Origin of the sequence: Pseudomonas atagonensis, assembly GCF_011369485.1 — a bacterium.
Classification (GTDB): domain Bacteria; phylum Pseudomonadota; class Gammaproteobacteria; order Pseudomonadales; family Pseudomonadaceae; genus Aquipseudomonas; species Aquipseudomonas atagonensis.
This window is the reverse complement of sequence record NZ_VXCA01000018.1, coordinates 87,261-110,851: the sequence shown is the minus strand read 5'-3', so window position 1 is coordinate 110,851 and position 23,591 is coordinate 87,261. Positions and strand designations below refer to the sequence as shown.

At 61.1% G+C, this 23,591-nt stretch carries 22 protein-coding genes; 13 read left to right on the top strand and 9 right to left on the bottom strand.

Going from position 1 to position 23,591, the window contains the following annotated elements; translation table 11 throughout:
- Positions 1-3: 3 nt before the first annotated feature.
- The 4 genes from F2P67_RS13380 to dinG form a co-directional block, all read right to left on the bottom strand.
- Positions 4-1,107, bottom strand: coding sequence for an OmpA family protein (locus F2P67_RS13380; RefSeq protein ID WP_166220935.1), 1,104 nt, complete (start codon positions 1,105-1,107; stop codon positions 4-6).
- A 113-nt stretch (positions 1,108-1,220) separates the two neighbouring features.
- Entirely contained in the window at positions 1,221-2,366 is a 1,146-nt protein-coding gene (locus F2P67_RS13375) for a serine hydrolase (protein WP_166220934.1), read from the bottom strand.
- A 219-nt stretch (positions 2,367-2,585) separates the two neighbouring features.
- Positions 2,586-5,066 (bottom strand): beta-galactosidase, encoded by a 2,481-nt coding sequence (locus tag F2P67_RS13370; RefSeq protein WP_166220933.1) that lies wholly within the window; start codon positions 5,064-5,066, stop codon positions 2,586-2,588.
- Between the two features lie 94 nt (positions 5,067-5,160).
- The gene (gene dinG / locus F2P67_RS13365) at positions 5,161-7,305 is read right to left on the bottom strand and encodes an ATP-dependent DNA helicase DinG (RefSeq protein WP_166220932.1); all 2,145 of its coding nucleotides are present in this window, start codon (positions 7,303-7,305) and stop codon (positions 5,161-5,163) included.
- A 99-nt stretch (positions 7,306-7,404) separates the two neighbouring features.
- Between dinG and F2P67_RS13360 the strand changes: the two genes are divergently transcribed.
- The gene (locus F2P67_RS13360) at positions 7,405-7,869 is read left to right on the top strand and encodes a CopD family protein (RefSeq protein WP_166220931.1); all 465 of its coding nucleotides are present in this window, start codon (positions 7,405-7,407) and stop codon (positions 7,867-7,869) included.
- Between the two features lie 133 nt (positions 7,870-8,002).
- Here F2P67_RS13360 and F2P67_RS13355 read toward each other — a convergent pair whose 3' ends face one another.
- From F2P67_RS13355 to F2P67_RS13340, 4 genes are all read right to left on the bottom strand, one after another.
- Positions 8,003-8,761, bottom strand: a complete 759-nt coding sequence (locus tag F2P67_RS13355; RefSeq protein WP_166220930.1) for a collagen-like protein — start codon at positions 8,759-8,761, stop codon at positions 8,003-8,005.
- Positions 8,754-9,035, bottom strand: coding sequence for a DUF1145 domain-containing protein (locus tag F2P67_RS13350; protein ID WP_166220929.1), 282 nt, complete (start codon positions 9,033-9,035; stop codon positions 8,754-8,756). Before F2P67_RS13350 ends, F2P67_RS13355 begins: the two co-directional genes overlap by 8 nt.
- Positions 9,036-9,198: 163 nt before the next feature.
- Positions 9,199-9,921 carry a PA1041 family peptidoglycan-binding anchor lipoprotein gene (locus F2P67_RS13345; protein WP_166220928.1) on the bottom strand — a complete coding sequence of 241 codons (723 nt, stop codon included), beginning with the start codon at positions 9,919-9,921 and terminating at the stop codon, positions 9,199-9,201.
- An 89-nt stretch (positions 9,922-10,010) separates the two neighbouring features.
- Positions 10,011-10,706, bottom strand: a complete 696-nt coding sequence (locus tag F2P67_RS13340; RefSeq protein WP_166220927.1) for a PA1041 family peptidoglycan-binding anchor lipoprotein — start codon at positions 10,704-10,706, stop codon at positions 10,011-10,013.
- A gap of 199 nt (positions 10,707-10,905) precedes the next feature.
- Here F2P67_RS13340 and F2P67_RS13335 point away from each other — a divergent pair, with 199 nt between their 5' ends.
- The 4 genes from F2P67_RS13335 to F2P67_RS13320 are packed head-to-tail and all read left to right on the top strand — an operon-like array spanning position 10,906 to position 12,621.
- Complete coding sequence (locus tag F2P67_RS13335; RefSeq protein WP_166220926.1) at positions 10,906-11,403, top strand: DUF6231 family protein; 498 nt, start codon at positions 10,906-10,908, stop codon at positions 11,401-11,403.
- A 4-nt stretch (positions 11,404-11,407) separates the two neighbouring features.
- The gene (locus tag F2P67_RS13330) at positions 11,408-11,884 is read left to right on the top strand and encodes a YchJ family protein (RefSeq protein ID WP_166220925.1); all 477 of its coding nucleotides are present in this window, start codon (positions 11,408-11,410) and stop codon (positions 11,882-11,884) included.
- Between the two features lie 42 nt (positions 11,885-11,926).
- A complete protein-coding gene (locus F2P67_RS13325; RefSeq protein ID WP_166220924.1) occupies positions 11,927-12,412 on the top strand; it encodes an LEA/WHy family protein in 486 nt (161 codons plus the stop codon).
- A gap of 5 nt (positions 12,413-12,417) precedes the next feature.
- On the top strand, positions 12,418-12,621 hold the full coding sequence (locus F2P67_RS13320; RefSeq protein ID WP_003198420.1) for an SEC-C metal-binding domain-containing protein: 204 nt from the start codon (positions 12,418-12,420) through the stop codon (positions 12,619-12,621).
- 148 nt (positions 12,622-12,769) lie between these two features.
- On the opposite strand, the gene F2P67_RS13315 is transcribed toward F2P67_RS13320, so the two are convergent.
- The gene (locus tag F2P67_RS13315; RefSeq protein WP_166220923.1) at positions 12,770-13,327 is read right to left on the bottom strand and encodes a cysteine hydrolase family protein; all 558 of its coding nucleotides are present in this window, start codon (positions 13,325-13,327) and stop codon (positions 12,770-12,772) included.
- 146 nt (positions 13,328-13,473) lie between these two features.
- On the opposite strand from F2P67_RS13315, the gene F2P67_RS13310 reads away from it, so the two are divergent.
- From F2P67_RS13310 to F2P67_RS13275, 8 genes are all read left to right on the top strand, one after another.
- Positions 13,474-14,118: a glutathione binding-like protein gene (locus F2P67_RS13310; protein WP_166220922.1), complete on the top strand. Its 645-nt coding sequence runs from the start codon at positions 13,474-13,476 to the stop codon at positions 14,116-14,118.
- A gap of 309 nt (positions 14,119-14,427) precedes the next feature.
- Positions 14,428-16,878 (top strand): penicillin acylase family protein, encoded by a 2,451-nt coding sequence (locus F2P67_RS13305; RefSeq protein WP_166220921.1) that lies wholly within the window; start codon positions 14,428-14,430, stop codon positions 16,876-16,878.
- Positions 16,879-17,178: 300 nt separating this feature from the next.
- Positions 17,179-18,213 carry a ligase-associated DNA damage response exonuclease gene (locus F2P67_RS13300; protein ID WP_166220920.1) on the top strand — a complete coding sequence of 345 codons (1,035 nt, stop codon included), beginning with the start codon at positions 17,179-17,181 and terminating at the stop codon, positions 18,211-18,213.
- Positions 18,210-19,898 carry an ATP-dependent DNA ligase gene (locus F2P67_RS13295; protein WP_166220919.1) on the top strand — a complete coding sequence of 563 codons (1,689 nt, stop codon included), beginning with the start codon at positions 18,210-18,212 and terminating at the stop codon, positions 19,896-19,898. The genes F2P67_RS13300 and F2P67_RS13295 overlap by 4 nt, the downstream gene beginning before the upstream one ends.
- Positions 19,899-20,180: 282 nt before the next feature.
- Entirely contained in the window at positions 20,181-20,963 is a 783-nt protein-coding gene (locus tag F2P67_RS13290; RefSeq protein ID WP_166220918.1) for a transporter substrate-binding domain-containing protein, read from the top strand.
- A 56-nt stretch (positions 20,964-21,019) separates the two neighbouring features.
- Positions 21,020-21,748: an ABC transporter permease gene (locus F2P67_RS13285; RefSeq protein ID WP_166220917.1), complete on the top strand. Its 729-nt coding sequence runs from the start codon at positions 21,020-21,022 to the stop codon at positions 21,746-21,748.
- Positions 21,745-22,455 carry an ABC transporter permease gene (locus F2P67_RS13280; protein ID WP_166220916.1) on the top strand — a complete coding sequence of 237 codons (711 nt, stop codon included), beginning with the start codon at positions 21,745-21,747 and terminating at the stop codon, positions 22,453-22,455. Before F2P67_RS13285 ends, F2P67_RS13280 begins: the two co-directional genes overlap by 4 nt.
- An 11-nt stretch (positions 22,456-22,466) precedes the next feature.
- Complete coding sequence (locus F2P67_RS13275) at positions 22,467-23,585, top strand: succinylglutamate desuccinylase/aspartoacylase family protein (protein ID WP_166220915.1); 1,119 nt, start codon at positions 22,467-22,469, stop codon at positions 23,583-23,585.
- Positions 23,586-23,591 lie beyond the last annotated feature (6 nt).

Genomic DNA, 23,591 nt, shown 5'->3' with positions numbered 1-23,591 from the left:
GGATCACTTTTTGGTGGCGTCGGCAGCGGCGACTTTCTTGTCGGTCGCGGCGGCTTTGGCGGGTGCAGTCTTCTTCGCTGGTGCCTTGGCCGGGGCCTTTTTGGCTGGCGCCTTGGCGGCAGCTTTTTTCGCCGGCGCCTTTTTGGTGGCCGGTACCGCGGCTTTCTTCGCGGCTGGCGCCGGGGTCACAGGTTTGGCGACTGGCTTGACGTCCTGCGCCGCGACCATGGTCACTGGCTTCGGCGCCGGCATGTTGTATTTGCTCAACAGCGCGACCATGGTGTTTTGCGGGGTCACCAGCAGTTCAACGCGACGGTTGAGGGCACGACCTTCAACGCTGTCGTTGGCGGCACGCGGTGCTTCGGAGCCCATGCCGCGCAGCATCAGGCGATCACGCTGCAGGCCACTGAGGCGGAAAATCGCTGCGATGGCCTGGGCACGTTCCTGACTCAACTTGATGTTGGCCGGGGCGGCGCCACTGGAGTCGCTGTGACCGAGCACCAGCACGGCGGTTTTCGGGTCAGCTTCAAGGATTTTCGCCACGCGGGTGAACGGTCCCAGGGTCACCGGCAGCAACATGGCCGGGCGATCCGGGTTGAACGAGCCTTCTACCGGCGCCGTGACAACCAGCACGTTTTCACGGCGTTCAAGCTGCAGATTGCTGTCCTTGACGGCCTCGCGCAGGCGCGGCTCGTAATCGTCGAGCCAGGCCTGGGTGACTTTCGGGTCAGGCATCGGCACGGCTTTGGTCGCCGGCTGATCCTTGCCACCGAACGGCCACCACCATTTGCTGCCCGTGTCGGCATCAGCCTTGGCGACGGCGACCGGTTTGGCTTCAGGTTTGACTTCCGCCTTCATGTCAGCCTTGACGGCCTCATCATCGGAACCGAACGGCCAGTACCACGGGTTGCTGCTTTCAGCCTTGGCCACCGGTGCAGTGGCAGCCGGTTTCAAAGGGGCTGGAGCCGGTGCAGGCTCTTTGCCTGCAACTTTGTCGGAAGAACCGAACGGCCACCAGCTGCCGCCGTCCGCGTCGTTTTTTGGGGTCTGTGCGCAACCGGTGATCGCCACACACAGGGCCAGGGCGAGAGTCTTTTTAGATGACATTGAAAATCCACAAAATGAAGTAATGAAAAATCAGAGCACTTTCGCCCGGATAAACAGTCGCTTTGAATCGAAAATTGCATCGAGGTTCCGGCCCTGGAACCTCGTTTGCTGCTTTACAGACAAGTGGCAAGCACCCGCGCGAGCTTCTGCGCGCGCGGATCCATCAAGACGTACGGCCCCAAGGTATTTGTCACAAAACCAAACGCGACGTCATGCTCGGGATCAGCAAAACCGATGGAGCCGCCCGCGCCCGGATGACCGAATGCCCGTGGGCCGAGACCATAGGTCGCATTAGGTACGTCCGGTTGATCGAGCATGCAGCCGAGACCAAAACGGGTGCGGGTCAGCAGGGTTTTGTCTTCGCCAAGGCTGTGCTCGCGGGTCAGCTCTTCGAGCATGTCGCTTTCGAGCAGGCTTCCGTCGAGCAGACCGGCGTAGAACCCGGCCAGACTGCGCGCATTACCGTGACCGTTGGCCGCCGGTTGCTGCATGCGCCGCCATTCCGGTTTGTTGGTGCTGGTGAGCACCGACGGTGGATTGGTGAAGGCGCGAGTGGTCATGGCTGTCGGTTCGCGCATGGTGACTTGCAACAGGCGCTGAGCGGCGGCATCGCCTGCGTTGCCTTTGCCCCGGGCAATGTGCGCTACGCGGTGGAATTCTTCGTCGGCCAGGCCGACATGGAAATCCAGCCCCAGCGGTTTGGCCACGCGGGCAACAATGGATTCACCCGGCCCGCGACCGTCAGCACGACGGAGCAATTCGCCGATCAGCCAGCCGTAAGTGATCGCGGCATAACCGTGACCAGTGCCCGGCGTCCACCACGGCGCTTCCGCCGCAAGGGCGTCGACCATGGTTTGCCAGTCGTAAAGTGCTTCCGGCGCCAGCAGTTCGCGCAGGGCCGGCAGACCGGCCTGATGGCAAAGCAATTGGCGCAGCGTCACGGACTCTTTACCGGCGGCCGCAAATTCCGGCCAGTAGCGGGCGACGGGAACGTCCAGTTGCAACTTGCCTTCGGCAACCAGTTGCAGCGCGGTAACAGCAGTGAAGGTTTTGGTGCAGGAGAACAGGTTGGCGATGGTGTCGCTGTGCCAGGCCTCGGCGCCGTCCTTGTCGGCAGTACCGGACCAGAGGTCGAGGACAGTTTCTCCGCCGACCTGAATGCACAAGGCTGCGCCGCGTTCCTGGGGATCGTCGAACAGTGCGGCGAAAGCCTCGCGCACCGGCTCGAATTGAAGCTCGTAATGTCCCTGAATCTGCACCCGCAACTCCCCCGCGAAAACGCTCTACAAAGTGGCCCGCATTGTTCCAGCCCTTGAGGGATTTGGAAACAGCGGCGGGCCCGACGGTTATTTCAGAATTTTCGCTGAGGTGGCTGACGCCTTCGCGAGCAAGCCCGCTCCCACAGGAGATCTTCAGTGATACACAGATCCACTGTGGGAGGTGGCTTGCTCGCGAAGAACGATGACGCGGTCTAAATCTTAATGACCATTGCCCGAATGCCCACCCGCATGCCCGGCACCCGGCCCCTTGCCAGCCTCGCCCTTGCGCCCGCCTTCAGCCTCATGCCCGGCTGCGGCGGCCGCTTTCTCAGCCTCTTTGCCGAGCTGATCAATGGCCTGCAGATTGCTCTTGCGCACCGCCTCGACAAAACCCTGATACGGCAGATCAGTGACGCCGACCAGACCGAAATGCCCGTTCTCCCCATCCAGCAGACGGCCGGTCACCGGTTGATCCAGATACTGGAACCAGTGCACGCCGACAATCGACGGCTCGCTCAACGCCTGTTTGAGGAAGTTGGCGTAGGCCGCGCCGCGATCTTCTTCCCTGGCCAACTGCGTCACGCCACCCCAGAACGGGCCACGGTCGGTGGACCCGAAGTTAAACTCGGTGATCAGCACCGGTTTGTCCAGCGCGTTCAACGCAGCAAAGTCATAACCGTCCTGGGGTTTCAGCGTGTACATGTTGAAACTCAGCACATCGCAATACTGCGCGCAGGACGCCACGGCTTCCGGCGTGCTGATGGCGAAGCGACCGCCGAGCAGCAACTGGTTCGGTGCGTGCCATTTCAGCGAGTCGGAAATGGTCTTGAAGTAGGTGTCGGCAAACACCTTCTGAAAGTATTTGAAGTCGGCTTCGATTTCCGGGTGCTCGGGGTTCGGCAATGGCGGCACGAAGCCCGGATCTTCCATCAATTCCCACGCCGGCAGATCAATGCCCCACGCCTTCGACAGCCCCGCCTGATTGCGATATTTGTCGCGCAACTGCTTGAGGAACGCGCGTTTGGCCGGCACGTCGGTAGTCATTTTCAAGGTGCCGTAGGCCAGCGCATAACGCGACTTCGGATCGTCGCCGGGGCCGGCCCAGGCCAGTTCGTTGTCGGCGAAATAACCGATCAGCCACGGATCGTCGCGGTGGTCGCGTGCGGCAATGGCCACGGCGCGTTCGGTGGCCATGGCAAAACGCGGATCGAACGGATCCGGCATGCCGCCCCACCAGTCGCTACCGGTGCTGATGCTGGTGTAATCGCCGACGATCGACAGCGGCAAGGTGTACGGCACGCGATCGGCGTCGGCCAGCGCATCGGCACTCCAGTTGCCGACAGTATTGAAACCCCAGGCTTGCAGGCGATCCAGCGTGTGGCTGGCCCACTGCTGCTCATCGAGGGTCGCCTTGCACGGCGCGGCGACTTTTTCGTTGGTCTCTTGCACCGCGCCAGTCCTGGCGGCTTCAGCAACGCCGGATTTCGACTCGGCCGGCGCAGTAGCCGGATCCGTCGCATTGACGGCGGCGGTTTCAGCCGCTTCGGACTTCGCCGCTTCTGCTACGCCGGACTTGCTGTCGCTGCGGTCTTTGCAAGGATCGCCATTCAACCGTTGCAGGTTGGCGCCGTAGAAATCGTACCAGCGCCCGTTGCCATAACCCCGGCCCTGATCGGCACCGTTGCCGCCCCGGTTGTCGCCTTCACCGAAGTGGATGGCGAGAGGATCACCGGTTTTCGGCAAGGATTCGAACATGTATTCGCGACCCGCCACATAGGTCTGGTTGACCTCGGGGCTGACGGTATTGACGCCAAGGGAGTAGAACGGATGCCCTTGCGGTGTCACCAAATACCAGCGACCGTCGCGCTTTTCCGTGCGGAAGAAGCCACTGGCCTTGAACGCCGGGCCTTTGTTCCAGCCACCGAACGTGTCCAGCGAGGACTTCTCGCGCTCGGCCAGCCAGGTTTTCAGCTGTTGCTGCTCCTTGGCGGCGGCGGATTTGAGTTGTTCGTCATTGCTGATTTTTTCCGGCCACTTGCTGCGGGTCGATTGACCGTAAGCGTCGACCAGATTGCCGTACACCGCTTGCGTCACCGCTTCGCCGTCCTGCACGCCGAAGCGCTCAAGCAGCAAACTCTGAGCGACTTTCGGCTGATCCATCGACAGGCTCACCGACACCACCTGGCTGCGATCCAGTTCACCGGCGCTGCTGGCCAAAAGAATTCGTTGGCCATCGATGGTCATCGGCATCGGCGGCCCGGCTTTCATGCCCTGACTCAAGGGCGCGGTCGCCACCAATGGCACCAATAGGGTTTGCGCCGGGCCGGCCGGCAGGTCGACACGGCTAGTCAACGTCTGGCCGTTGTTGCTCTGGATCTGCACGTAAACCGTCACGGCCCAGTTCATCGCGCTCTGAATGCGCAGGCTCATCATGCCCGACTGCGACCAGTCCCAAGCGCCGGTTTGCGGGGTCAGGCGCAAAGTCGGGCGGGTCACCGGGTTGAACGTCACCCGACGCAACACTTCGCCTTCCGGGGTCTGTTCGGCATTGGCTTGCGGCAGGTCGGCGTTTTCCGTGGCGATTTTCACCACGTCAGCGGGGCGGACAAAGTTGAACAACGTCTGCTGGCCAGCAGGCGCCGCCAGCAACGGGGCGGCAAAGATCAAGGCAAATACGGCAGGCAACGAACGGCGGATCATAAGAACGGAGTTCTCCCTAACGACCAACAAAGGCCAATGGAAAAGCATGGCAGAGAGATAGACAGCGCGGCGGGCAAAACTGCCCACCGATGTCTCAGGATATTTCACGACGGAATGGAGGCAACGCATTGAGGATCGCCTTGCCGTAGCGCTGGGTCACCAGACGCCGGTCGAGCAAGGTGATGGTGCCGCGATCTTCTTCGGTACGCAGCAGGCGGCCACAGGCCTGAACCAGTTTCAGCGAGGCGTCGGGCACCGAGATTTCCATGAACGGATTGCCGCCACGGGCTTCGATCCATTCGGACAATGCGGCCTCGACCGGATCATCCGGCACCGAAAACGGGATCTTGGCGATCACCACGTGCTCGCAGTACGCACCCGGCAAGTCAACGCCTTCAGCAAAACTGGCGAGGCCGAACAACACGCTGGAATCACCGCCATCGACCCGCGCCTTGTGCTTGTTCAGGGTTTCCTGCTTCGACAGGTTGCCTTGAATGAACACTTGTTTGCGCCAGTCGCGGTCGAGGCCGTCGAACACGTCCTGCATCTGTTTGCGCGAAGAGAACAGCACCAGCGTGCCGCGCGAACCTTCGACCAGATCCGGCAACTCACGGATGATTGCCGCAGTGTGAGCAGCGGCATCACGCGGGTCGGCCTTCAGATCCGGCACCCGCAACACGCCAGCGTCGGCATGGTGGAACGGGCTCGGCACCACGGCGGTGACGGCTTTTTTCGGCAGGCCGGCGCGCATGCGGAAACGGTCGAACGTGCCCAGCGCCGTCAGGGTTGCCGAGGTCACGAGGCAGCCGTACGCAACGTTCCACAGGCTGCGGCGCAAGGTTTCGGCGGCGAGGATCGGACTGGCGTTGACCTCGATGTCGAACAGCGAGCCGCTTTCGGCCAGGGTCAGCCAACGCGCCATCGGCGGGCTGTCTTCCGGGTCTTCGGCGGTGAACGCCGTCCACAATTCCCAGTTGCCGGAAGCACGGGACAACAGGCTGCCGAACAGCGGATACCACTCTTCCGCCTGATTGCTGGCGATGCCGATATTGACCTCGCCATCCATGCCTTCCTTGAGCAGGTCGGTGAGGCGGGTGAATAGGTCATTGAGGCGCGAATAGCCCTTTTTCAGCTCGATACCCATTTCGCGCATGTGCTCGGGAATCACCCCGCCGACGAAACGATGGCGCGGTCGCTCGCGACCTTCGACGTCTTCCCCGGGTTTGAAATCGGCGATCTGCTCGCAAGCCGTAAACATGAACTGTTGCTGGGTCTTGATCTCCCGCGCCAGCTCCGGCACTTGCTCGATCAACTTGCCGAGATCGCCCGGCAACGGATGCTGGGCCAGCAGTTTGGTGAGGTTCTTGGCGGTGGTTTCCAGCCAGTCGGCGGTGGAACGCAGGCGCGTGTAATGAGCAAAATGGCCGATCGCCTTGTCGGGCAGGTGATGGCCTTCGTCGAAGACATAAATGGTGTCGCGCGGATCGGGCAGAACCGCGCCGCCACCCAGCGCCAGGTCGGCCAGCACCATGTCGTGATTGGTGACGATCACATCAACCTTGCCCATGCCTTCGCGGGCCTTGTAGAAGGCGCACTGGCCGAAATTCGGGCAATGACGGTTGGTGCACTGGCTGTGATCGGTGGTCAGGCGCGCCCAGTCGGCGTCTTCCAGCGCGTTGGGCCAGCTGTCGCGGTCGCCGTCCCATTTATTCCCGGCAAGCTTTTCGATCATGCTGGTGAACAGCTTCTGACTGGCCTCATCGACCTCGATCTTGAAGCCTTCTTCTTCGAACAGTTGCGCGGTGGCGGTTTGCGCGTGGCCTTCCTGCAAGAGCATGTCGAGTTTGGACAGGCACATGTAGCGGCCACGGCCCTTGGCCAGGGCGAAGCTGAAGTTCAGCCCGCTGTTGCGCATCAGGTCAGGCAAATCCTTGTAGACGATCTGCTCTTGCAGCGCGACGGTCGCAGTGGCGATCACCAGACGTTTGCCCGCCAGTTTCGCCGTCGGAATCGCCGCCAGGCTGTAGGCCACGGTCTTGCCGGTACCGGTGCCGGCTTCCACCGCGACAATCGCGGGGTCGCCACTGCGCCGGCCTTCGTCGTCGGTGTCGATATCTCCGAGGACTTTGGCGATTTCAGCGATCATCAGGCGCTGGCCGTAACGCGGCTTGAGGTTCTTGGCCTCTAGAAAACGCGAGTAGGCGCCCTGGATCGTGGTTTTGAGTTCAGTGCTGATCATGGATTGTCGGGCGCAAAAAACGCTGGATAAATTTTCAGTGGTTTCGGATGGCGGCTATCATACCCCGCTAATTAATCCCGCGCAGAACGGAGTGCCCCAATGACACCTTTTAGCCTCGTTTATCCCCTGCATGTCCTCGCCGCCCTCGTGTGGGTCGGCGGCATGTTTTTCGCCTGGATGGTCTTGCGCCCGGCGGCTGTGAAGGCTCTGGACGGCCCTGCCCGGCTGACGCTGTGGGTGGAAGTGTTTCAAGGTTTTTTCCGCTGGGTCTGGGTCGCCGTGATTGTGTTGCCGATCAGTGGCGTGGGCATGCTTCATCTGCAGCACATCGGTTTCGAGACTGCGCCCAAGTATGTGCAGGTGATGATGGGGTTGTACGTGGTGATGACGGCGCTGTTTATCCGTATTCAGGGGTTGATGCTGCCCGAGTTGCGCAAAGCGGTTGAAGCGAAAGACTGGCCGGCGGGTGCGGCTGTGCTCGGGCGGATTCGCCGGGTGGTGGGGATTAACCTGATTGTCGGGCTGGTGCTGGTGGCGATTGCGGCGGCGCGGCCGATGTTCTGAGCCGTATAGGTTTTCGAGCTGTGAACACTGTGACTGATCGTTCCCACGCTCTGTGAGGGAACGATCAAGAGCGGGGCCGCTTCGCGACCCAACGGGGATAAATCCCCTCGCCACAGTTGAGTCGTGTTGTTCTTTAGAGACGTTGCACGGTCACCGCACCCGCCGCTCCCACCGGCCCTGGCTGACCGTCTGCCCCGGCCTTGCCATTTTTGCCACCGTCGGCGCGATAGATCAGGCAACCCTTGGACTTGCCGCCCTTACCGGCCTTGCCGCCCACACCCGCTGGGCCACCGGCACCGCCAGCGACATTGACTTTAATCGACTCTGCCGGGAATTCGCGCGGCACTTCGATGCGTACCAGCGCACCCGGTGCGCCCGGTTGCCCATCGGTGCCGTTGCTGCCGTCAAAGCCGTGACCGGCCGAGCCATAGGTGCAGCCCGGGTCTTCACCGTTGCCACCGTCCAGCCCGACAAAACCCGGTGCACCGGTACCGCCACGGGCATCAACGGACAACTTCGGCGCGTTCAACGTCTTGAATTGCAGATTCAGATTGCGCCCGGCGCGGGCGGCTTTTTCAAAAGTCCCCGGCGCACCACGTGCGGTGATCTGGCTGCCCTCACTCAGTTCGGCGCGCGCCACTTTCAGCTCCAGCGCCTGTTCGGCCGGAACAATCGCAATGCGCGCTTCATGGCCAAGGCGCAATTCGCCCACGGTCAACTCGGTCACGTTGGCAGGAATCAGCAAGGTGCCGTAATCGGCCACTTCAAGCTTCTCCAGCTGCAAAGTGCTGGCCGTGTTGGGCAGGCGCATCAGGGAATTGGTTTCGACACTGACCACCTGGGCACAGGCCAAAGGGCTGATAAAAGCAGCGAGCAGACACAGTTTACGCATGAGAAGAAGCCTCCGGAGCGGCCGGGGCCGGGATGGATTGCAGGTGGAAGACGCCGAACAACAGGATGCGGGCACGGTCACGCCAGGGATGCGGGCGACCTTTGAGGCTGCGATTGCACAGCAGCACTTCGAGTACGTGAAGCAGCAACAGCAGCGCACCGGCCAGATTGACCAGCAGGTGCAACGGATGTACGAACGGCACCAGTTGATTGGCCAGCACCACGCAGCAGAACAGCAGGGTCAATAACCGCCCCAGCCCCCAGAACACTTTCATACGCTCCCCCGTGTTGCGAATTATTCTTTGGGCGCACAGTAACGGCTTCCGTGGGGGAGAAGCCAGAGGGATAAATGAAAAATCTTTGTTCGACCGCCCGATGGCTGCCGGGGCGCCAATGATTATCGCCCGGCAGCTCTAGCCCGCGGACTACAGCCATGTCCTAACGGTTGATGTGTAACTCCACGCGACGGTTCTTCGCACGTCCCTCGTCGGTGGCGTTGTCGGCGACCGGTTCGCTCTCGCCGCGGCCTTCGCTGGTGAGTTTGCTTGGCGCCAGCCCCTGACTCAGCAAGTAAGCCGCGACACTGCTGGCACGGCGTTCAGACAGCGCCTGGTTGTAGGCATCCGAACCTTTGCTATCGGTGTGACCGACCACCTTGATGCTGACTACGTCGGCATTGCGCAGTTTGTCCATCAGCGTATCGAGCTGGGCTTTGGCGGCCGGCGTCAGGTCGGATTTGTCGAAGTCGAACAGCACGTCGCCTGCATCGCTCAACGTGATGACTTCAGTTTGCGGGGCCGGTTCTGGCACTTTCTCGGTGACCGGATATTGCGGCAGTGGACAGCCGCGGTGATCGACCGGCGTGTTGGCCGGGGTGTCCGGGCAACGGTCGCGGCGGTCAAAGACGCCGTCGCCGTCTTCATCGCCGTCCTGGGCATAACAGATCAGTCCGCCGGTAAGAATCCCCAGCGCTGCGCCGCCACCGGCCCAGCCGCCACTTTCAATGGCGCCAAGACCGCCACCGACCAGCCCTCCGATAAGGCTGCAGATCGGCCACGTACGTTGATTCAGGGGTGCAGTGCCATCGCTGTGAGTGGCGCAACCGGTGAGCAAGCTGCCTAGCAGCAGCACCGGCAAGACGGACCTTGAGAAAACAGTCATTGTGAAAGCTCCTGTGTCACCGGCCCATACCGGTTACACAGGAGTAAAGACCCGCATCCGCGACTGCACAAGCCGTGGATGCGAGAGGACTAGCGGACGATTTTGATTTCGGTACGACGGTTTTGCGCGCGACCGTCAGCGGTTTTGTTATCCGCCACCGGCTGGCTTTCACCCATACCGGACACCGAAACGAAGCTGGCGCGTGGCACACCTTGCTGGATCAGGTATTCCACCACCGAGTGCGCACGACGGTCCGACAGTTTTTTGTTGTAGGCATCGCTGCCCACGCTGTCGGTATGACCGGTGACGGTCAGTTGCGCAGTGGAGGATTCCTGTTTCAGGCGGGTGGCGACCTTGTCGAGCACTTGCTTGTCAGGGCCGGTCAGTGTGGCTTTATCGAACTGGAAGTGAACATCGCGAATGACGATGGTTTCTTCCTTGACCACGACAGCCTCTTCAACCACAGGTGCAGGGGTTGGTGGAGGGCAACCGTCAGCATCGACTTGCACGCCTTTCGGAGTGCCCGGGCACTTGTCGCGACTGTCCGGCACGCCGTCGCCATCTTCGTCGCCATCACCGTGTACCCAGCAATACGCGGCGGCCGTACCACCGACCAGCAATGCGCCGTAACCGGCCCACGCCGAACTCTCCGTCGCGCCGAGACCGGCACCGACGACACCCCCGACGGCCGCACAGGTCGGCCAGTCGGTTTTCTGCAAACCTGCACAACCAGTCAACACACTGGTTAGCAGAATCAAAGGTAATGCTGTCCGAACTATGCTCATCTGGTTTTCTCCTGAGGGATCGGCTTAGAACCGATTCAGGGAGTAAAGACCGGAGTTTTAATCTCCGCCAGCAATAGGCCATTGCTGTTTGCGACCGTGTTCACAGGACTTCGCCGCCGTTGCCGCAAAGCCGCGTCACAGGGCACTTTGCCGACGCAGTCAGGCACGCTAGTCTTGGCGCTCAGATTGAGGAGTTTCGATGAACGTCGCCATTTCTTCCCGCACGCCGCAACAGGCGTTGGCCGCTTTGCTGGATCGCTACGCCCCGGCGCGACTGCTGCTGATCGGCGCCAGTGAGTTCCCCGCGCTGAGCGCTTTCAAGCAAGCGCATCCAGACACTTGCGTGGCACACGCCGGGCCAGGTGTCTTGCCAGCGGAACTGGCGGCAAGGCGTTTTGATCTGGCGCTGGTAGTCGATTGCCTCGAGCACTTGCCCAAACGCGACGGCCTGAACCTGTTGGGCGGTATTCGCAATCTCAACGCCAGCCGCATCGCGGTGCTGGCGGATCTGTCGGCCAGCGGCTGGCAGGAAACCGATTTCTATTCGCTGGCGCTACAGGCCAGCGAACGCTTTCAGCGCGACGATCAAGTGCTGACCCTGTTCACCTACGATCTGCTTGACTACAAACAAGTCCCCGACTGGCTCAACTCACGTTTTTGGGCCAATCCGGAAAACTTCGGGAAATATTGGTGGTAATGCAATGAGTACAGCCATTTGCCCCTGCGGCAGCGGCAATCTGCTGGAGGCCTGCTGCGGCCACTATCACGAAGGCCTCCCGGCGCCCTGCGCCGAGGCCTTGATGCGCTCGCGCTACAGCGCCTACGTGCTGGGCCTGATCGACTATCTGGTGGTGACCACCCTGCCCGCTCAGCAAGCGGGGCTGGATCGCCAGTCGATCAGCAACTGGAGCGCACAAAGCACCTGGCTCGGACTCGATGTCGAAAGTTCGGAAGTCTTCGGCGGCCAGCCGGAACACGCCTTCGTCACCTTCACCGCGCGCTGGCACGACGATCAGGGCGAACACAGCCACCGCGAACGCTCCTCGTTTGTGCAGAACGCCGGTCGCTGGTACTTCATCGACCCGACGGTGCAGTTGAAGCCGGGCCGCAACGACGCCTGCCCCTGCGCCAGCGGGCAGAAGTTCAAGAAGTGCTGCGCGGGGTATTTCAGCGCTTAGATTCGACCACGACTAGACTGGGGCCAAAGGGAGTTTTACTCGATGCTCAGTCAATGGCGCACATTCCGGTTTTTTACGCTGATGCTGATCCTGAACCTCGGCGGTTGCGCGTCGTGGTTCAGTGAAGACAGCGTCGACCCCGCCGTGCACCTGGTGAAAGTCGAAGTGGTACGGGCCAAACTGCTCGAACAGAAATTCATCCTGCACTTTCGCATCGACAACCCCAACGACAGCGACCTGACCGTGCGCGGTCTGGAATACCGCGTGCATCTGGCCGACATGCTGCTGGCCGAGGGAGAGCATGAACACTGGATCACCGTCGCGCCGAAAAGCAGTTCAACCTACAAAGTGCCGATCCGCACCAACCTCTGGCCCAAGGTGAAGGACGTGGTGAAAATGCTGAAAAACCCCAATCAGCAGATTCCCTATCGACTGCAGGGCGAAATGGAAACCGGTTTATTCATCGCTCACTACGTGCACCTGGAACGCAATGGCGTGATAATCCCCGCCGATTTGATTAAGGAGTGACCCCGATGACCCAGCAACCGCATGTTCATGGCCCTGATTGCAACCACGACCACGACCATCATCACGACCATGACCATGGCCACGTTCACGGCCCGAACTGCGGCCACGCCCACCAGGAACCGGTGCGCAACGCCCTGAAAGACGTCGGCCGCAACGATCCTTGCCCATGCGGCAACGGCAAGAAATTCAAGAAGTGCCACGGCGCTTGATGTGTCAGGCGAAGAATCTCTTCGCCTGACACATCGTCTTCGCGAGCAAGCCCGCTCCCACTTTCGACCGTATTCCTTCTGACGGAATGCAGTCAAATGTGGGAGCGGGCTTGCTCGCGAAGGGGCCGGCCCATTCACCTAAAGTTTTTCAGCCTGCCGCCAGAATCCGCCCGGTGCTGACCACCGTCGCATATTCGCCGTGCAGATTCCCCAGCGACATCCCGTGCACCTCTTCAGCCGTACGCAACGTACCGAAGTAGTCAGCCTTGTCGAAGGTAAAGCACGCATCCTCCGCCACCCACGCCTCGAACCCCAGATTGCCCGCCGTGCGTGCCGTGGACTCCACCGAGTTATTGGTCGCCACACCGACGATGACCAACTGCCCGATCCCCACCTCGTGCAAACGTGCTTCAAGGCCCGTGGCACAAAACGCATCCGGCACCTGCTTCTGAATCAGCCACTCGCCGTCCTGCGGTAAAAACCGCTGCTGAAACTCCACCCCTTCCTGTTCGGGCCAAAAAACAGAATCCGGCTCACGGGACAGATGCTGCACGTGGATGACTGGCCGCCCGCTGCGCCGCCAAAGCCCCAACAAATCGAGGATTTGTTCTTCAGCCTGCGGATTGTTGCGGCGCCCCAAACGCGGCTGCAGGATGCCTTTTTGCTGGTCGATGATGATCAGTGCAGCGTTGGCCCGAAGCTCCATGGCGATTTTTCTCACGCAGGGTCATTGAATTTTGCGCAGTTCAGCATCACCTCAACCTCTCAGGCAAGCTATCGATCGCACACGGGATCACCTGACGCCGGCGTTTGCTGTCCGCACGTAAGCCAATTTCTGTTTTGGAGCGTTCCATGATCGACCTGTATTACTGGACCACCCCCAACGGCCACAAGATCTCGCTGTTTCTCGAAGAAGCCGGACTGCCGTACAAGGTGCACCCGATCAACATCAGCCAGGGTGAGCAGTTCCAGCCGCACTTTCTGAAAATCGCCCCGAACAACCGCATCCCCGCCATCGTCGATCACCAGCCGGCCGATGGTGGCGAGCCGCTGTCGCTGTTCGAATCCGGGGCCATTTTGTTGTATCTGGCGGAGAAGACCGGCCAGTTCCTGCCCAAAGACCTGCGTGGTCGGCAAACGGCGCTGCAATGGTTGTTCTGGCAAATGGGCGGATTGGGGCCGATGGCCGGGCAGAATCATCACTTCAGCCAGTTCGCACCGGAGAAAATCCCCTACGCGATCAAGCGCTACATCGACGAAACCGCCCGCCTCTACGGCGTGCTGAACAAGCAATTGGCCGATAACGAATTTGTTGCGGGCAGCGAGTACAGCATCGCCGACATGGCCATCTACCCGTGGATCGTCTCGCACAAATGGCAAAGCCAGAACCTTGAAGACTTCCCGCACGTGCTGCGCTGGTTCAACCACATCAAGGATCGTCCCGCGACGGCGAAGGCGTATGCACTGGTGCAGAAGATCAATCCACCCAAATCCTGATCCCGAGTGAGGGGCTTTTGTGGCGAGGGGATTTAGCGAAACGTCGCACCGCCCCGTTGGGATGCGAAGCGGCCCCGATTCCTGCTACCAGGATGTGTCTGACACACCAAGATTGCAGGTTTTGGGGCTGCTGCGCAGCCCAACGGGGGATAAATCCCCTCGCCACAGGTCTTGTGTTGTCCTCAGGTGAACGGTTTATCAGACAAATCCTGAAATAACCCCCGCCCCCGCTTGCGCGGCTTCCTCCTGCTCACTAACGTAGCGGCTTTATTGCGCCCCCAGCCTCTACACCCCCGCAGGAGCTTTGCCATGGCCTCGCCAGCCCTTACACATTTTCTTCCCCGGTTCGGCGTTGCCGCAGCAGTGGCCGGTGTCTTGAGCCTGTCCGGTTGCCAGACCTGGAACGCTCAGGACACCCTCCCGCCAACCTCCGGCGTGCAACCGCTCAAGGGCCTGGCGCAGAACGTTTCGGTACGCCGCAATGCCATGGGCATGCCGCTGATCGAAAGCAACAGCTTCCACGATGCGCTGTTTACCCTCGGTTACGTCCACGCCAGCGACCGCATCAACCAGATGGTCACCCTGCGCCTGTTGGCTCAGGGCCGTCTGGCGGAAATGTCCGGCGCCTCGATGCTCGACGCCGACCGTTACATGCGCGCCGTCAACCTGAAGAAAAGCGCCAGCGAGCTGTACAAGGCCTCGTCGCCACGGCTCAAGCGCTTCTTTGAAGTGTATGCACGGGGCGTCAACGCCTACCTGTTCCGCTACGCCGATAAGCTGCCGGGTGATCTCGCTGCCAGCGGCTACAAGCCGGAATACTGGAAACCGGAAGATTCGGCGCTGATTTTCGCCCTGCTGAACTTCAGCCAGTCGGCCAACCTGCCGGAAGAAATTTCCTCCCTGGTGCTGGCGCAAACCGTGACCAGCGACAAACTGGCGTGGCTGACACCGTCCGCGCCCGACGAAAACCTGCCGCTGGCCGAAGCCGACAAACTGCAAGGCCTTAAGCTGAACGGGCAGATCCCCGGTCTGAGCGAATTGAGCAACGCCAGTCAGCAACTGTCAGCGCTGAACCTGCTCGGCACTCAGACTTCAAACAACTGGGCGATTGCCCCGCAACGCAGCCGCAGCGGCAAGAGCATTCTGGCCAGCGACAGTCATGGCCCGCTGGCCGCGCCGTCGCTGTGGAGCTTTGTGCAGATCCGCGCGCCGAAGTATCAGGCGGCCGGCGTCACCGTTGCCGGTCTGCCGATGGTGCTGGGCGGTTTCAACGGCAAAGTGGCGTGGAGCATGACCAGTGTGCTCGGCGACAACCAGGATCTGTTCCTGGAAAAAACCCGTCGTCAGGGCAGCAGCTTGACCTACGAGGTCAACGGCAAATGGCAGCCGTTGAGCGTGCGCAACGAAACCTATTTCGTCAAAGGCCAGCGGCCGATTCGCGAAGCGGTGTACGAAACCCGTCACGGCGCGCTGCTCAACAGCGCTCAGGCTGCCGCACAAGGTAACGGCTTCGGTTTGGCGTTGCAGACGCCAAGCTTCACCGATGACAAATCCCTCGACGCGTTCTTTGATCTGAGCCGCGCGCAGAACGTCGAGCGCGCCTCGGACGCGAGCCGGGAGATCCGAGCCATCGCCCTGAATCTGGTGTTCGCCGATGCCAGCAACATCGGCTGGCAGGTCACCGGACGTTTCCCCAACCGCCGTGAAGGCGAAGGCCTGCTGCCGTCGCCGGGCTGGGAAGGTCGTTACGACTGGGACGGTTACGCCGACCCGATGCTGCACCCCTACGATCAGGATCCGGCGCAGGGCTGGCTCGGCACCGCCAACCAGCGCGTGATCCCACACGGTTACGGCATGCAGTTGTCGAATTCCTGGGCGCCGCCGGAACGCGGCGAACGCCTGGCGGAACTGGCCGGCAGCGGCAAGCACGACGGCCGCAGCGTGATCGCCATGCAGTACGACCAGACGACGACCTTTGCCGCCAAGCTGAAGAAAGTCTTCGAAGCCCCGGGCATGAAGCAACCGCTGAAACAGGCGATCGATGCCCTGCCGGAAGCTGATCGCAGCAAGGCCCGCGAGGCTTTCAGCCGCTTAATGGCGTTCGACGGCAAGCTCAGCCCGACTTCGGCGGACGCGGCGATCTACGAACTGTTTTTGCAGGAAAGCATGAAGCAGATCTTCCTCGACGAACTCGGCCCGCAAAGCAGCCCGGCGTGGAAAGCGTTTATTTCCAATGGCGACTTGTCCTACGCGGCGCAAGCCGATCATCTGCTGGGGCGTGAAGACAGTCCGTTCTGGGACGACATCCGTACACCGCAGAAAGAAGACAAAGCGGTGATCCTCGCGCGCAGTCTCGCGGCGGCGATCAGTGCCGGCGATAGCCAGTTGGGCAGCGATCACAGAGCCTGGCAGTGGGGCAAGCTGCACAGTTATGTGTGGACCAACGCCAGCGGCCAGACCGTTCGCGGGCCACTGGCGGCCGGCGGCGATCACACGACGCTGAACAGCGCTGCGTTCGCTTGGGGTCAGGACTTCGCGACCACGCGCGCGCCGTCGATGCGCTTTATCGTTGACTTCGGCCAGAGCGAGCCGCTGATGGGGCAGAACGGTACGGGGCAGTCGGGTAATCCGGTCAGCCCGAACTACCTCAATGGCATCGATGCGTGGCTGAAAGGGCAATACATCGGCCTGCCGATGCAGCCGCAGAACTTTGACCGGGTTTATGGGAAGAACCGCCTGACCCTCACTCCTGGGAAATGAGCTCAAAGATCAAGAGCCCCTCACCCTAACCCTCTCCCTTAGGGAGAGGGGACTGATCGGGGGATGCTTCAGCCTTACATCGACCTGACAGTGCGTCACCGAATCCATAGTCGATTAGATCTCACAGGTCGATGTACCTCGCAAAACACCTCGGTCGGCTCCCTCTCCCCCCGGGAGAGGGCTGGGGTGAGGGCTGGTTTTTCCCGCCAGCCAAATTCTTCGCTCCCACCGCAAAATCAATAGAACTTCTGACTTCGCGCCAACCTCATAGCTAACAAGTCCCTCCATTCCGGTAACGCCATGGACCTTGTTATCGCCCGCCCCGAAGGCTTGTACTGCCCCGCCGGGGACTTCTATATCGACCCGTGGCGCCCCGTTGAGCGTTCGGTGATCACCCACGCCCACGGCGATCACGCCCGCACCGGCAACCAGCACTACCTTTCCAGCAGCGCTAGCGAAGGGATTCTGCGCGCGCGTCTGGGGCAAGACATCAATTTGCAAACCCTCGACTACGGTCAGCGCCTGACCCACCACGGTGTCACCTTGAGTTTCCACCCGGCCGGCCACGTGCTCGGTTCGGCACAGGTGCGTCTGGAATACGGCGGCGAAGTCTGGGTCGCGTCCGGCGATTACAAGATCGAACCGGACGGCACCTGCGCGCCGTTCGAACCGGTGCGCTGCCACACCTTCATCACCGAATCGACCTTCGGCCTGCCCATCTACCGCTGGCAGCCGCAAACGCAGGTGTTCGGCGAGATCAATGAATGGTGGAAAGCCAACACCGCCGCCGGCAAGGCCAGCGTGTTGTTCTGTTACTCGTTCGGCAAGGCTCAGCGGATTCTCCACGGCATCGACGAAAGCATCGGACCGATTCTCAGCCACGGTGCCGTCGAACCGCTGAACCGGGTCTACCGCGACGCGGGCGTGTACCTGCCGCCGACGATCTACGCCGGTGACGTGGAGAAAAATGACCCGATGTTGCGCCAGGCCCTGATCATCGCCCCGCCTTCTGCCGGCGGCAGTAGCTGGATGCGCCGCTTTGGCGATTTCAGCGACGCGTTTGCCAGCGGCTGGATGCGCCTGCGCGGGACGCGGCGCCGGCGCGGGGTGGATCGCGGCTTCGTGCTGTCCGATCACGCTGACTGGCCGGGCCTGCTCTGGGCGATCGAACAGACCGGCGCCGAACGGGTGATGGTCACCCACGGTTCGATCGGCGTCCTCGTTCGTCATCTGCGCGAACAAGGTCTCGATGCCCAAGGCTTCAATACCGAATACGGCGATGACGAAGAAGACAACGTCACTGCCGAACCGTCCATTGCCGAGATACCCGCATGAAAGCCTTCGCCGAGTTGTACGCCGAACTCGACGCCACCACGTCAAGCAACGCCAAACTGGCGGCGATGCAGAGCTATTTCGCTCAGGCTGCGCCTGAAGACGCCGCCTGGGCGGTGTACTTTTTGTCCGGTGGACGACCCCGGCAACTGGTGCCGGTGCGAATCCTGCGCGAACTCGCCGTCGCCGTGTCGGGGCTGGAGCCGTGGCTGTTCGAGGAAAGCTATCAAGCCGTCGGTGATCTGGCGGAAACCATTTCGCTGGTGCTCCCGGAAAACCCGCACAGCTCCGACGCGGGTCTGGCCGAATGGATCGAAGACAAACTGCTGCCGCTGCGGGGTGAAACCCCGGAATATCTGGCGCGGCAACTGCCGGCGCTGTGGGCGCAACTGGATCGGCCGAGCCTGATGCTGTGCATCAAACTGATCACCGGCAGCTTCCGCGTCGGCGTTTCAAAACTGTTGGTGACCCGCGCGCTGGCCTCGATGGCCGGCCTGGACAGCAAACGTGTGGCGCAGCGACTGGTGGGGTACACCGATTTGTCCAATCGGCCGAACGCCGCCAGTTATCTGAAACTGATCGCCGCCGAGTCGGCCGACGAACACGCCCAGCGCGGCGGCCAGCCCTATCCGTTTTTCCTCGCGCATGCGCTGTCGCAACCGGTCGAGACATTTGAAGCGCTGCTGGGGCCGGCCTCCAACTGGCAAATTGAATGGAAGTGGGACGGCATTCGCGCTCAAGTGGTCAAACGCGACGGGCGCTTCTGGGTGTGGTCGCGCGGTGAAGAGTTGGTCACCGAGCGTTTTCCCGAACTCGACGTGCTGGTGCATGGCTTGCCCGATGGCACGGTGATCGACGGCGAAATCGTCGTCTGGAAAAGCAGCCATCCCACCACCGAAGACGCCTTCGATCCGCAATCGACTGAACCGCCTGCGGTGCAACCCTTCGCCTTGCTTCAGCAACGGATCGGCCGCAAAACCCTCGACAAGAAAATCCTCGAAGACGTACCGGTGGTGGTGCTCGCCTACGACCTGCTGGAATGGCAGGGCGAAGACTGGCGCAACCAGCCGCAAATCAAACGCCGGGCGCAACTGGAAGAACTCATCGCCCAGAGCAACAGCCCGGTGTTACTGCCCTCGCCGGTGCTGACCGGCAACGACTGGTTCGACCTCGCCCGCCAGCGTGAAGCGTCCCGGCGTCTGGGCGTGGAAGGCATGATGCTCAAGGCCCGCGACGCCTTGTATGGCGTGGGCCGCACAAAGGACATGGGCGTGTGGTGGAAATGGAAGGTCGACCCGTTCAGCGTCGATGCGGTGCTGATTTACGCGCAACGCGGCCACGGTCGCCGCGCCAGTCTGTACAGCGATTACACCTTCGCCGTGTGGGACGGCCCGCCCGAGTCCAGCCAACGCGCATTGGTGCCGTTCGCCAAGGCCTATTCAGGGCTGACCGATGAGGAAATGCGCCAGGTCGACAGCATCGTGCGCAAGACCACAGTCGAAAAATTCGGCCCGGTCAGCAGTGTGAAACCCAGCCTCGTGTTCGAACTGGGTTTTGAGGGCATCGCTCTGTCGCGGCGGCACAAGAGCGGGATTGCCGTGCGTTTTCCACGGATGCTGCGCTGGCGCCAGGATAAAACCGTGGACGAGGCAGATAGCCTTGCCACCCTGCAAGACCTCCTTGCCTGACCCCTTTTCCCGGGACAGAGAACTGCAGGGAAATCAGAAGACAGTCACTTTGTGGTGAGGGGATCACCTGACCTCAATGGCGCTGTTTGATCCGAAACAGTGCAACGAAATCGCCATGCCCATTTCCGGGCATTCAATCGCCCTCATCCCTACCCGCTCGACCTTTTAAAACACTTGTTCGGGACTCTGGTTCGGAAATTGCTACTTTCTATAGGTCGTACGCGTTCCAGTAACAATAATTCTGCGCCACAAGCGCTCATATTGGTTCTTAGGGATTGAATAATGAAAAAAGCATTGCTGACCCTTTCTGCACTGGCGTTGTGCATGGCCGCCGGCTCCGCGCTGGCCAAGGAATACAAAGAGCTGCGCTTTGGCGTTGACCCTTCGTACGCACCGTTCGAGTCGAAAGCGGCCGACGGCAGTCTGGTGGGCTTCGACATCGATCTGGGTAACGCGATCTGCGCCGAACTGAAGGTCAAGTGCAAGTGGGTCGAAAGTGACTTCGACGGCATGATTCCGGGCCTCAAGGCCAATAAATTCGACGGTGTGATCTCGTCGATGACCGTTACCGAAGCCCGCGAAAAAGTCATCGACTTCTCCAGCGAGCTGTTCTCCGGCCCGACGGCGTACGTGTCGAAAAAAGGTTCGGGCATCACCAACGACGTCGCCTCGCTGAAAGGCAAAACCGTCGGTTACGAGCAAGGCACCATTCAGGAAGCCTACGCCAAAGCCGTGCTGGACAAGGCCGGCGTAAAAACCCAGGCCTATCAGAATCAGGATCAGGTGTATTCCGACCTGACCTCTGGCCGTCTCGATGCGGGCATTCAGGACATGTTGCAGGCCGAACTGGGCTTTTTGAAGTCGCCACAGGGCGCCGAGTATGCCGTCAGCGAGCCGGTCGACAACCACTTGCTGCCAGCCAAGACCGCTGTCGGTATTAAGAAAGGTAACACTGAGCTGAAGGCGCTTTTAGATAAAGGTATCAAAGCGTTACACGACGACGGCAAATACGCCGAGATTCAAAAGAAACACTTTGGCGATCTGAATCTGTACAGCGGCAAATAATGCCCCGGCGCCCATCCTCGATGGGCGCCTTTCCCATCCGCTCAGGTTGCTGATTTATGTTCGAAACCCTCTTACAAAATCTGGGGCTCTCCGCCTTCAGCCTCAAGGGCTTCGGCCCTTTGCTGTTGGAAGGCACCTGGATGACCATCAAATTATCGGCGTTGTCGCTGTTGGTGGCCGTGTTGCTCGGTCTGCTCGGCGCCAGTGCCAAACTGTCAAAAATCAAACTGCTGCGCTTGCCCGCCCAGCTCTACACCACGCTGATTCGCGGGGTGCCGGATCTGGTGCTGATGCTGCTGATCTTCTACAGCCTGCAAACCTGGCTGACGACGCTCACCGACTACATGGAATGGGAATACATCGAAATCGACCCGTTCAGCGCCGGGGTGCTGACCCTGGGCTTCATTTATGGTGCGTATTTCACCGAGACTTTCCGCGGGGCGATCCTCGCCGTGCCGCGCGGTCAGGTTGAAGCGGCCACCGCGTATGGCCTCAAACGTGGCCAGCGCTTTCGCTTTGTGGTGTTCCCGCAAATGATGCGCTTCGCCCTGCCGGGCATCGGCAATAACTGGATGGTGATGCTCAAGGCCACCGCACTGGTGTCGATCATCGGCCTCGCCGATCTGGTCAAAGCTGCGCAGGACGCCGGTAAAAGCACCTATCAACTGTTCTACTTCCTAGTCCTCGCTGCCTTGATCTACTTGCTGATCACCAGTGCCTCGAACTTCATCCTGCGCTGGCTCGAACGCCGCTACGCCGCCGGTGCCCGGGAGGCCGTACGATGATCGAACTTCTGCAGGAATACTGGAAAGCCTTCCTTTATACCGATGGCCAGAACATTACCGGTCTCGCGATGACGATGTGGCTGCTCAGTGCCTCGATCTTCATCGGTTTCCTGGTGTCGATTCCGTTGTCGATCGCCCGGGTCTCCAGCCACTTCTACGTTCGCTGGCCGGTGCAGTTCTACACCTACCTGTTCCGCGGTACGCCCCTGTATATCCAGTTGCTGATTTGCTACACCGGGATTTACAGCCTCGCGGCGGTGCGTGCGCAGCCGATCCTCGACAGCTTCTTTCGCGATGCGATGAACTGCACGATCCTCGCCTTCGCCCTGAACACTTGCGCGTACACCACAGAGATTTTCGCCGGAGCGATCCGCAGCATGAGCCACGGCGAAGTCGAAGCCGCCAAGGCTTATGGCCTGACTGGCTGGAAGCTGTATGCCTACGTGATCATGCCGTCGGCGCTGCGCCGTTCGTTGCCGTATTACAGCAACGAAGTGATCCTGATGCTGCACTCGACCACCGTGGCCTTCACCGCGACCATCCCCGACATTCTGAAAGTCGCCCGGGACGCCAACTCGGCGACCTTCCTGACCTTTCAGTCGTTCGGCATCGCCGCGTTGATCTACCTGACCATTACCTTTGCGCTGGTCGGCCTGTTCCGTCTCGCCGAACGCCGATGGCTGGCCTTCCTCGGGCCGACACACTAGGAATCCTTGTAATGCGACACCAGATCCATGACCTGCTGGCCCCGCTGCCGGGGACCGCACGACAGATCCACAGCTTCCACTTCGGCCCGGAGCAGGCCAAGGGCAAGGTCTACATTCAGTCCTCGCTGCACGCCGATGAGCTGCCCGGCATGCTCGTCGCCTGGCACCTCAAACAGCGTCTTGCGGAGCTGGAAGCCGCCGGGCGCCTGCGCAGCCAAATCGTGCTGGTGCCGGTGGCCAACCCGGTCGGCCTCGAACAAGTGTTGATGGACGTGCCGCTGGGCCGTTACGAACTGGAGAGCGGGCAGAACTTCAACCGCTGGTTTGTCGACCTCAGCGAAGAAATCGGCAACGACATCGAGGGCAGGCTCAACGACGATCCGCAGCACAACCTCGAGCTGATCCGCGCCAGCCTGCGCAACGCCCTCGCCCGCCAGACCGCCACCACGCAACTGCAATCCCAGCGTCTGACCCTGCAACGGCTGGCCTGCGACGCAGACATGGTGCTGGACCTGCATTGCGATTTCGAATCGGTGGTTCACCTCTACACCACGCCGGAAGCGTGGCCGCAGGTCGAGCCGCTGGCGCGTTATATCGAGTCGCAGGCGAGTTTGTTGGCCACCGACTCCGGCGGCCAGTCGTTCGATGAGTGTTTCACCCTGCTCTGGTGGCAATTGAAGGAGCGCTTTGGCGAACACTTCAACATTCCGCTCGGCAGTTTCTCGGTGACCGTCGAGTTGCGCGGTCAGGGCGATGTCACCCACCCGCTGGCCAGTCGCGACTGTCAGGCACTGATCGACTACCTGATTCAGTTCGATGCGATCGTCGGCGAGACCAAACCACAACCGCGCTTGCCTTACTCCGCCACGCCACTGGCCGGCGTGGAACCGGTGACCACGCCGGTCGGCGGCCTGCTGGTGTACACCGCCACGGCGGGACAGTACCTGGAAGCCGGGCAACAGATTGCCGAAATCATCGACCCGATCCACGACCGGGTCACCCCTGTTTATTGCACCGCGGCCGGCCTGATGTACGCCCGTTCGCTGCGGCGCATGGCCACTGCCGGCATGGTGATCGCCCACGTTGCGGGCGCCGAAGCCTATCGCAGCGGCTACCTACTTTCGCCTTGAGGATGT

What these genes read in the sequence shown, in the direction of transcription:
- F2P67_RS13330 (WP_166220925.1), top strand. Translation starts at nt 11,408, where the DNA reads ATGAGTACAGCCATTTGCCCCTGCGGCAGCGGCAATCTGCTGGAGGCC.
- F2P67_RS13355 (WP_166220930.1), bottom strand. Translation starts at nt 8,761, where the DNA reads ATGCGTAAACTGTGTCTGCTCGCTGCTTTTATCAGCCCTTTGGCCTGT.
- F2P67_RS13295 (WP_166220919.1), top strand. Translation starts at nt 18,210, where the DNA reads ATGAAAGCCTTCGCCGAGTTGTACGCCGAACTCGACGCCACCACGTCA.
- F2P67_RS13300 (WP_166220920.1), top strand. Translation starts at nt 17,179, where the DNA reads ATGGACCTTGTTATCGCCCGCCCCGAAGGCTTGTACTGCCCCGCCGGG.
- F2P67_RS13370 (WP_166220933.1), bottom strand. Translation starts at nt 5,066, where the DNA reads ATGATCCGCCGTTCGTTGCCTGCCGTATTTGCCTTGATCTTTGCCGCC.
- F2P67_RS13335 (WP_166220926.1), top strand. Translation starts at nt 10,906, where the DNA reads ATGAACGTCGCCATTTCTTCCCGCACGCCGCAACAGGCGTTGGCCGCT.
- F2P67_RS13340 (WP_166220927.1), bottom strand. Translation starts at nt 10,706, where the DNA reads ATGAGCATAGTTCGGACAGCATTACCTTTGATTCTGCTAACCAGTGTG.
- F2P67_RS13290 (WP_166220918.1), top strand. Translation starts at nt 20,181, where the DNA reads ATGAAAAAAGCATTGCTGACCCTTTCTGCACTGGCGTTGTGCATGGCC.
- F2P67_RS13325 (WP_166220924.1), top strand. Translation starts at nt 11,927, where the DNA reads ATGCTCAGTCAATGGCGCACATTCCGGTTTTTTACGCTGATGCTGATC.
- F2P67_RS13360 (WP_166220931.1), top strand. Translation starts at nt 7,405, where the DNA reads ATGACACCTTTTAGCCTCGTTTATCCCCTGCATGTCCTCGCCGCCCTC.
- dinG (WP_166220932.1), bottom strand. Translation starts at nt 7,305, where the DNA reads ATGATCAGCACTGAACTCAAAACCACGATCCAGGGCGCCTACTCGCGT.
- F2P67_RS13315 (WP_166220923.1), bottom strand. Translation starts at nt 13,327, where the DNA reads ATGGAGCTTCGGGCCAACGCTGCACTGATCATCATCGACCAGCAAAAA.
- F2P67_RS13275 (WP_166220915.1), top strand. Translation starts at nt 22,467, where the DNA reads ATGCGACACCAGATCCATGACCTGCTGGCCCCGCTGCCGGGGACCGCA.
- F2P67_RS13285 (WP_166220917.1), top strand. Translation starts at nt 21,020, where the DNA reads ATGTTCGAAACCCTCTTACAAAATCTGGGGCTCTCCGCCTTCAGCCTC.
- F2P67_RS13280 (WP_166220916.1), top strand. Translation starts at nt 21,745, where the DNA reads ATGATCGAACTTCTGCAGGAATACTGGAAAGCCTTCCTTTATACCGAT.
- F2P67_RS13305 (WP_166220921.1), top strand. Translation starts at nt 14,428, where the DNA reads ATGGCCTCGCCAGCCCTTACACATTTTCTTCCCCGGTTCGGCGTTGCC.
- F2P67_RS13380 (WP_166220935.1), bottom strand. Translation starts at nt 1,107, where the DNA reads ATGTCATCTAAAAAGACTCTCGCCCTGGCCCTGTGTGTGGCGATCACC.
- F2P67_RS13350 (WP_166220929.1), bottom strand. Translation starts at nt 9,035, where the DNA reads ATGAAAGTGTTCTGGGGGCTGGGGCGGTTATTGACCCTGCTGTTCTGC.
- F2P67_RS13310 (WP_166220922.1), top strand. Translation starts at nt 13,474, where the DNA reads ATGATCGACCTGTATTACTGGACCACCCCCAACGGCCACAAGATCTCG.
- F2P67_RS13320 (WP_003198420.1), top strand. Translation starts at nt 12,418, where the DNA reads ATGACCCAGCAACCGCATGTTCATGGCCCTGATTGCAACCACGACCAC.
- F2P67_RS13345 (WP_166220928.1), bottom strand. Translation starts at nt 9,921, where the DNA reads ATGACTGTTTTCTCAAGGTCCGTCTTGCCGGTGCTGCTGCTAGGCAGC.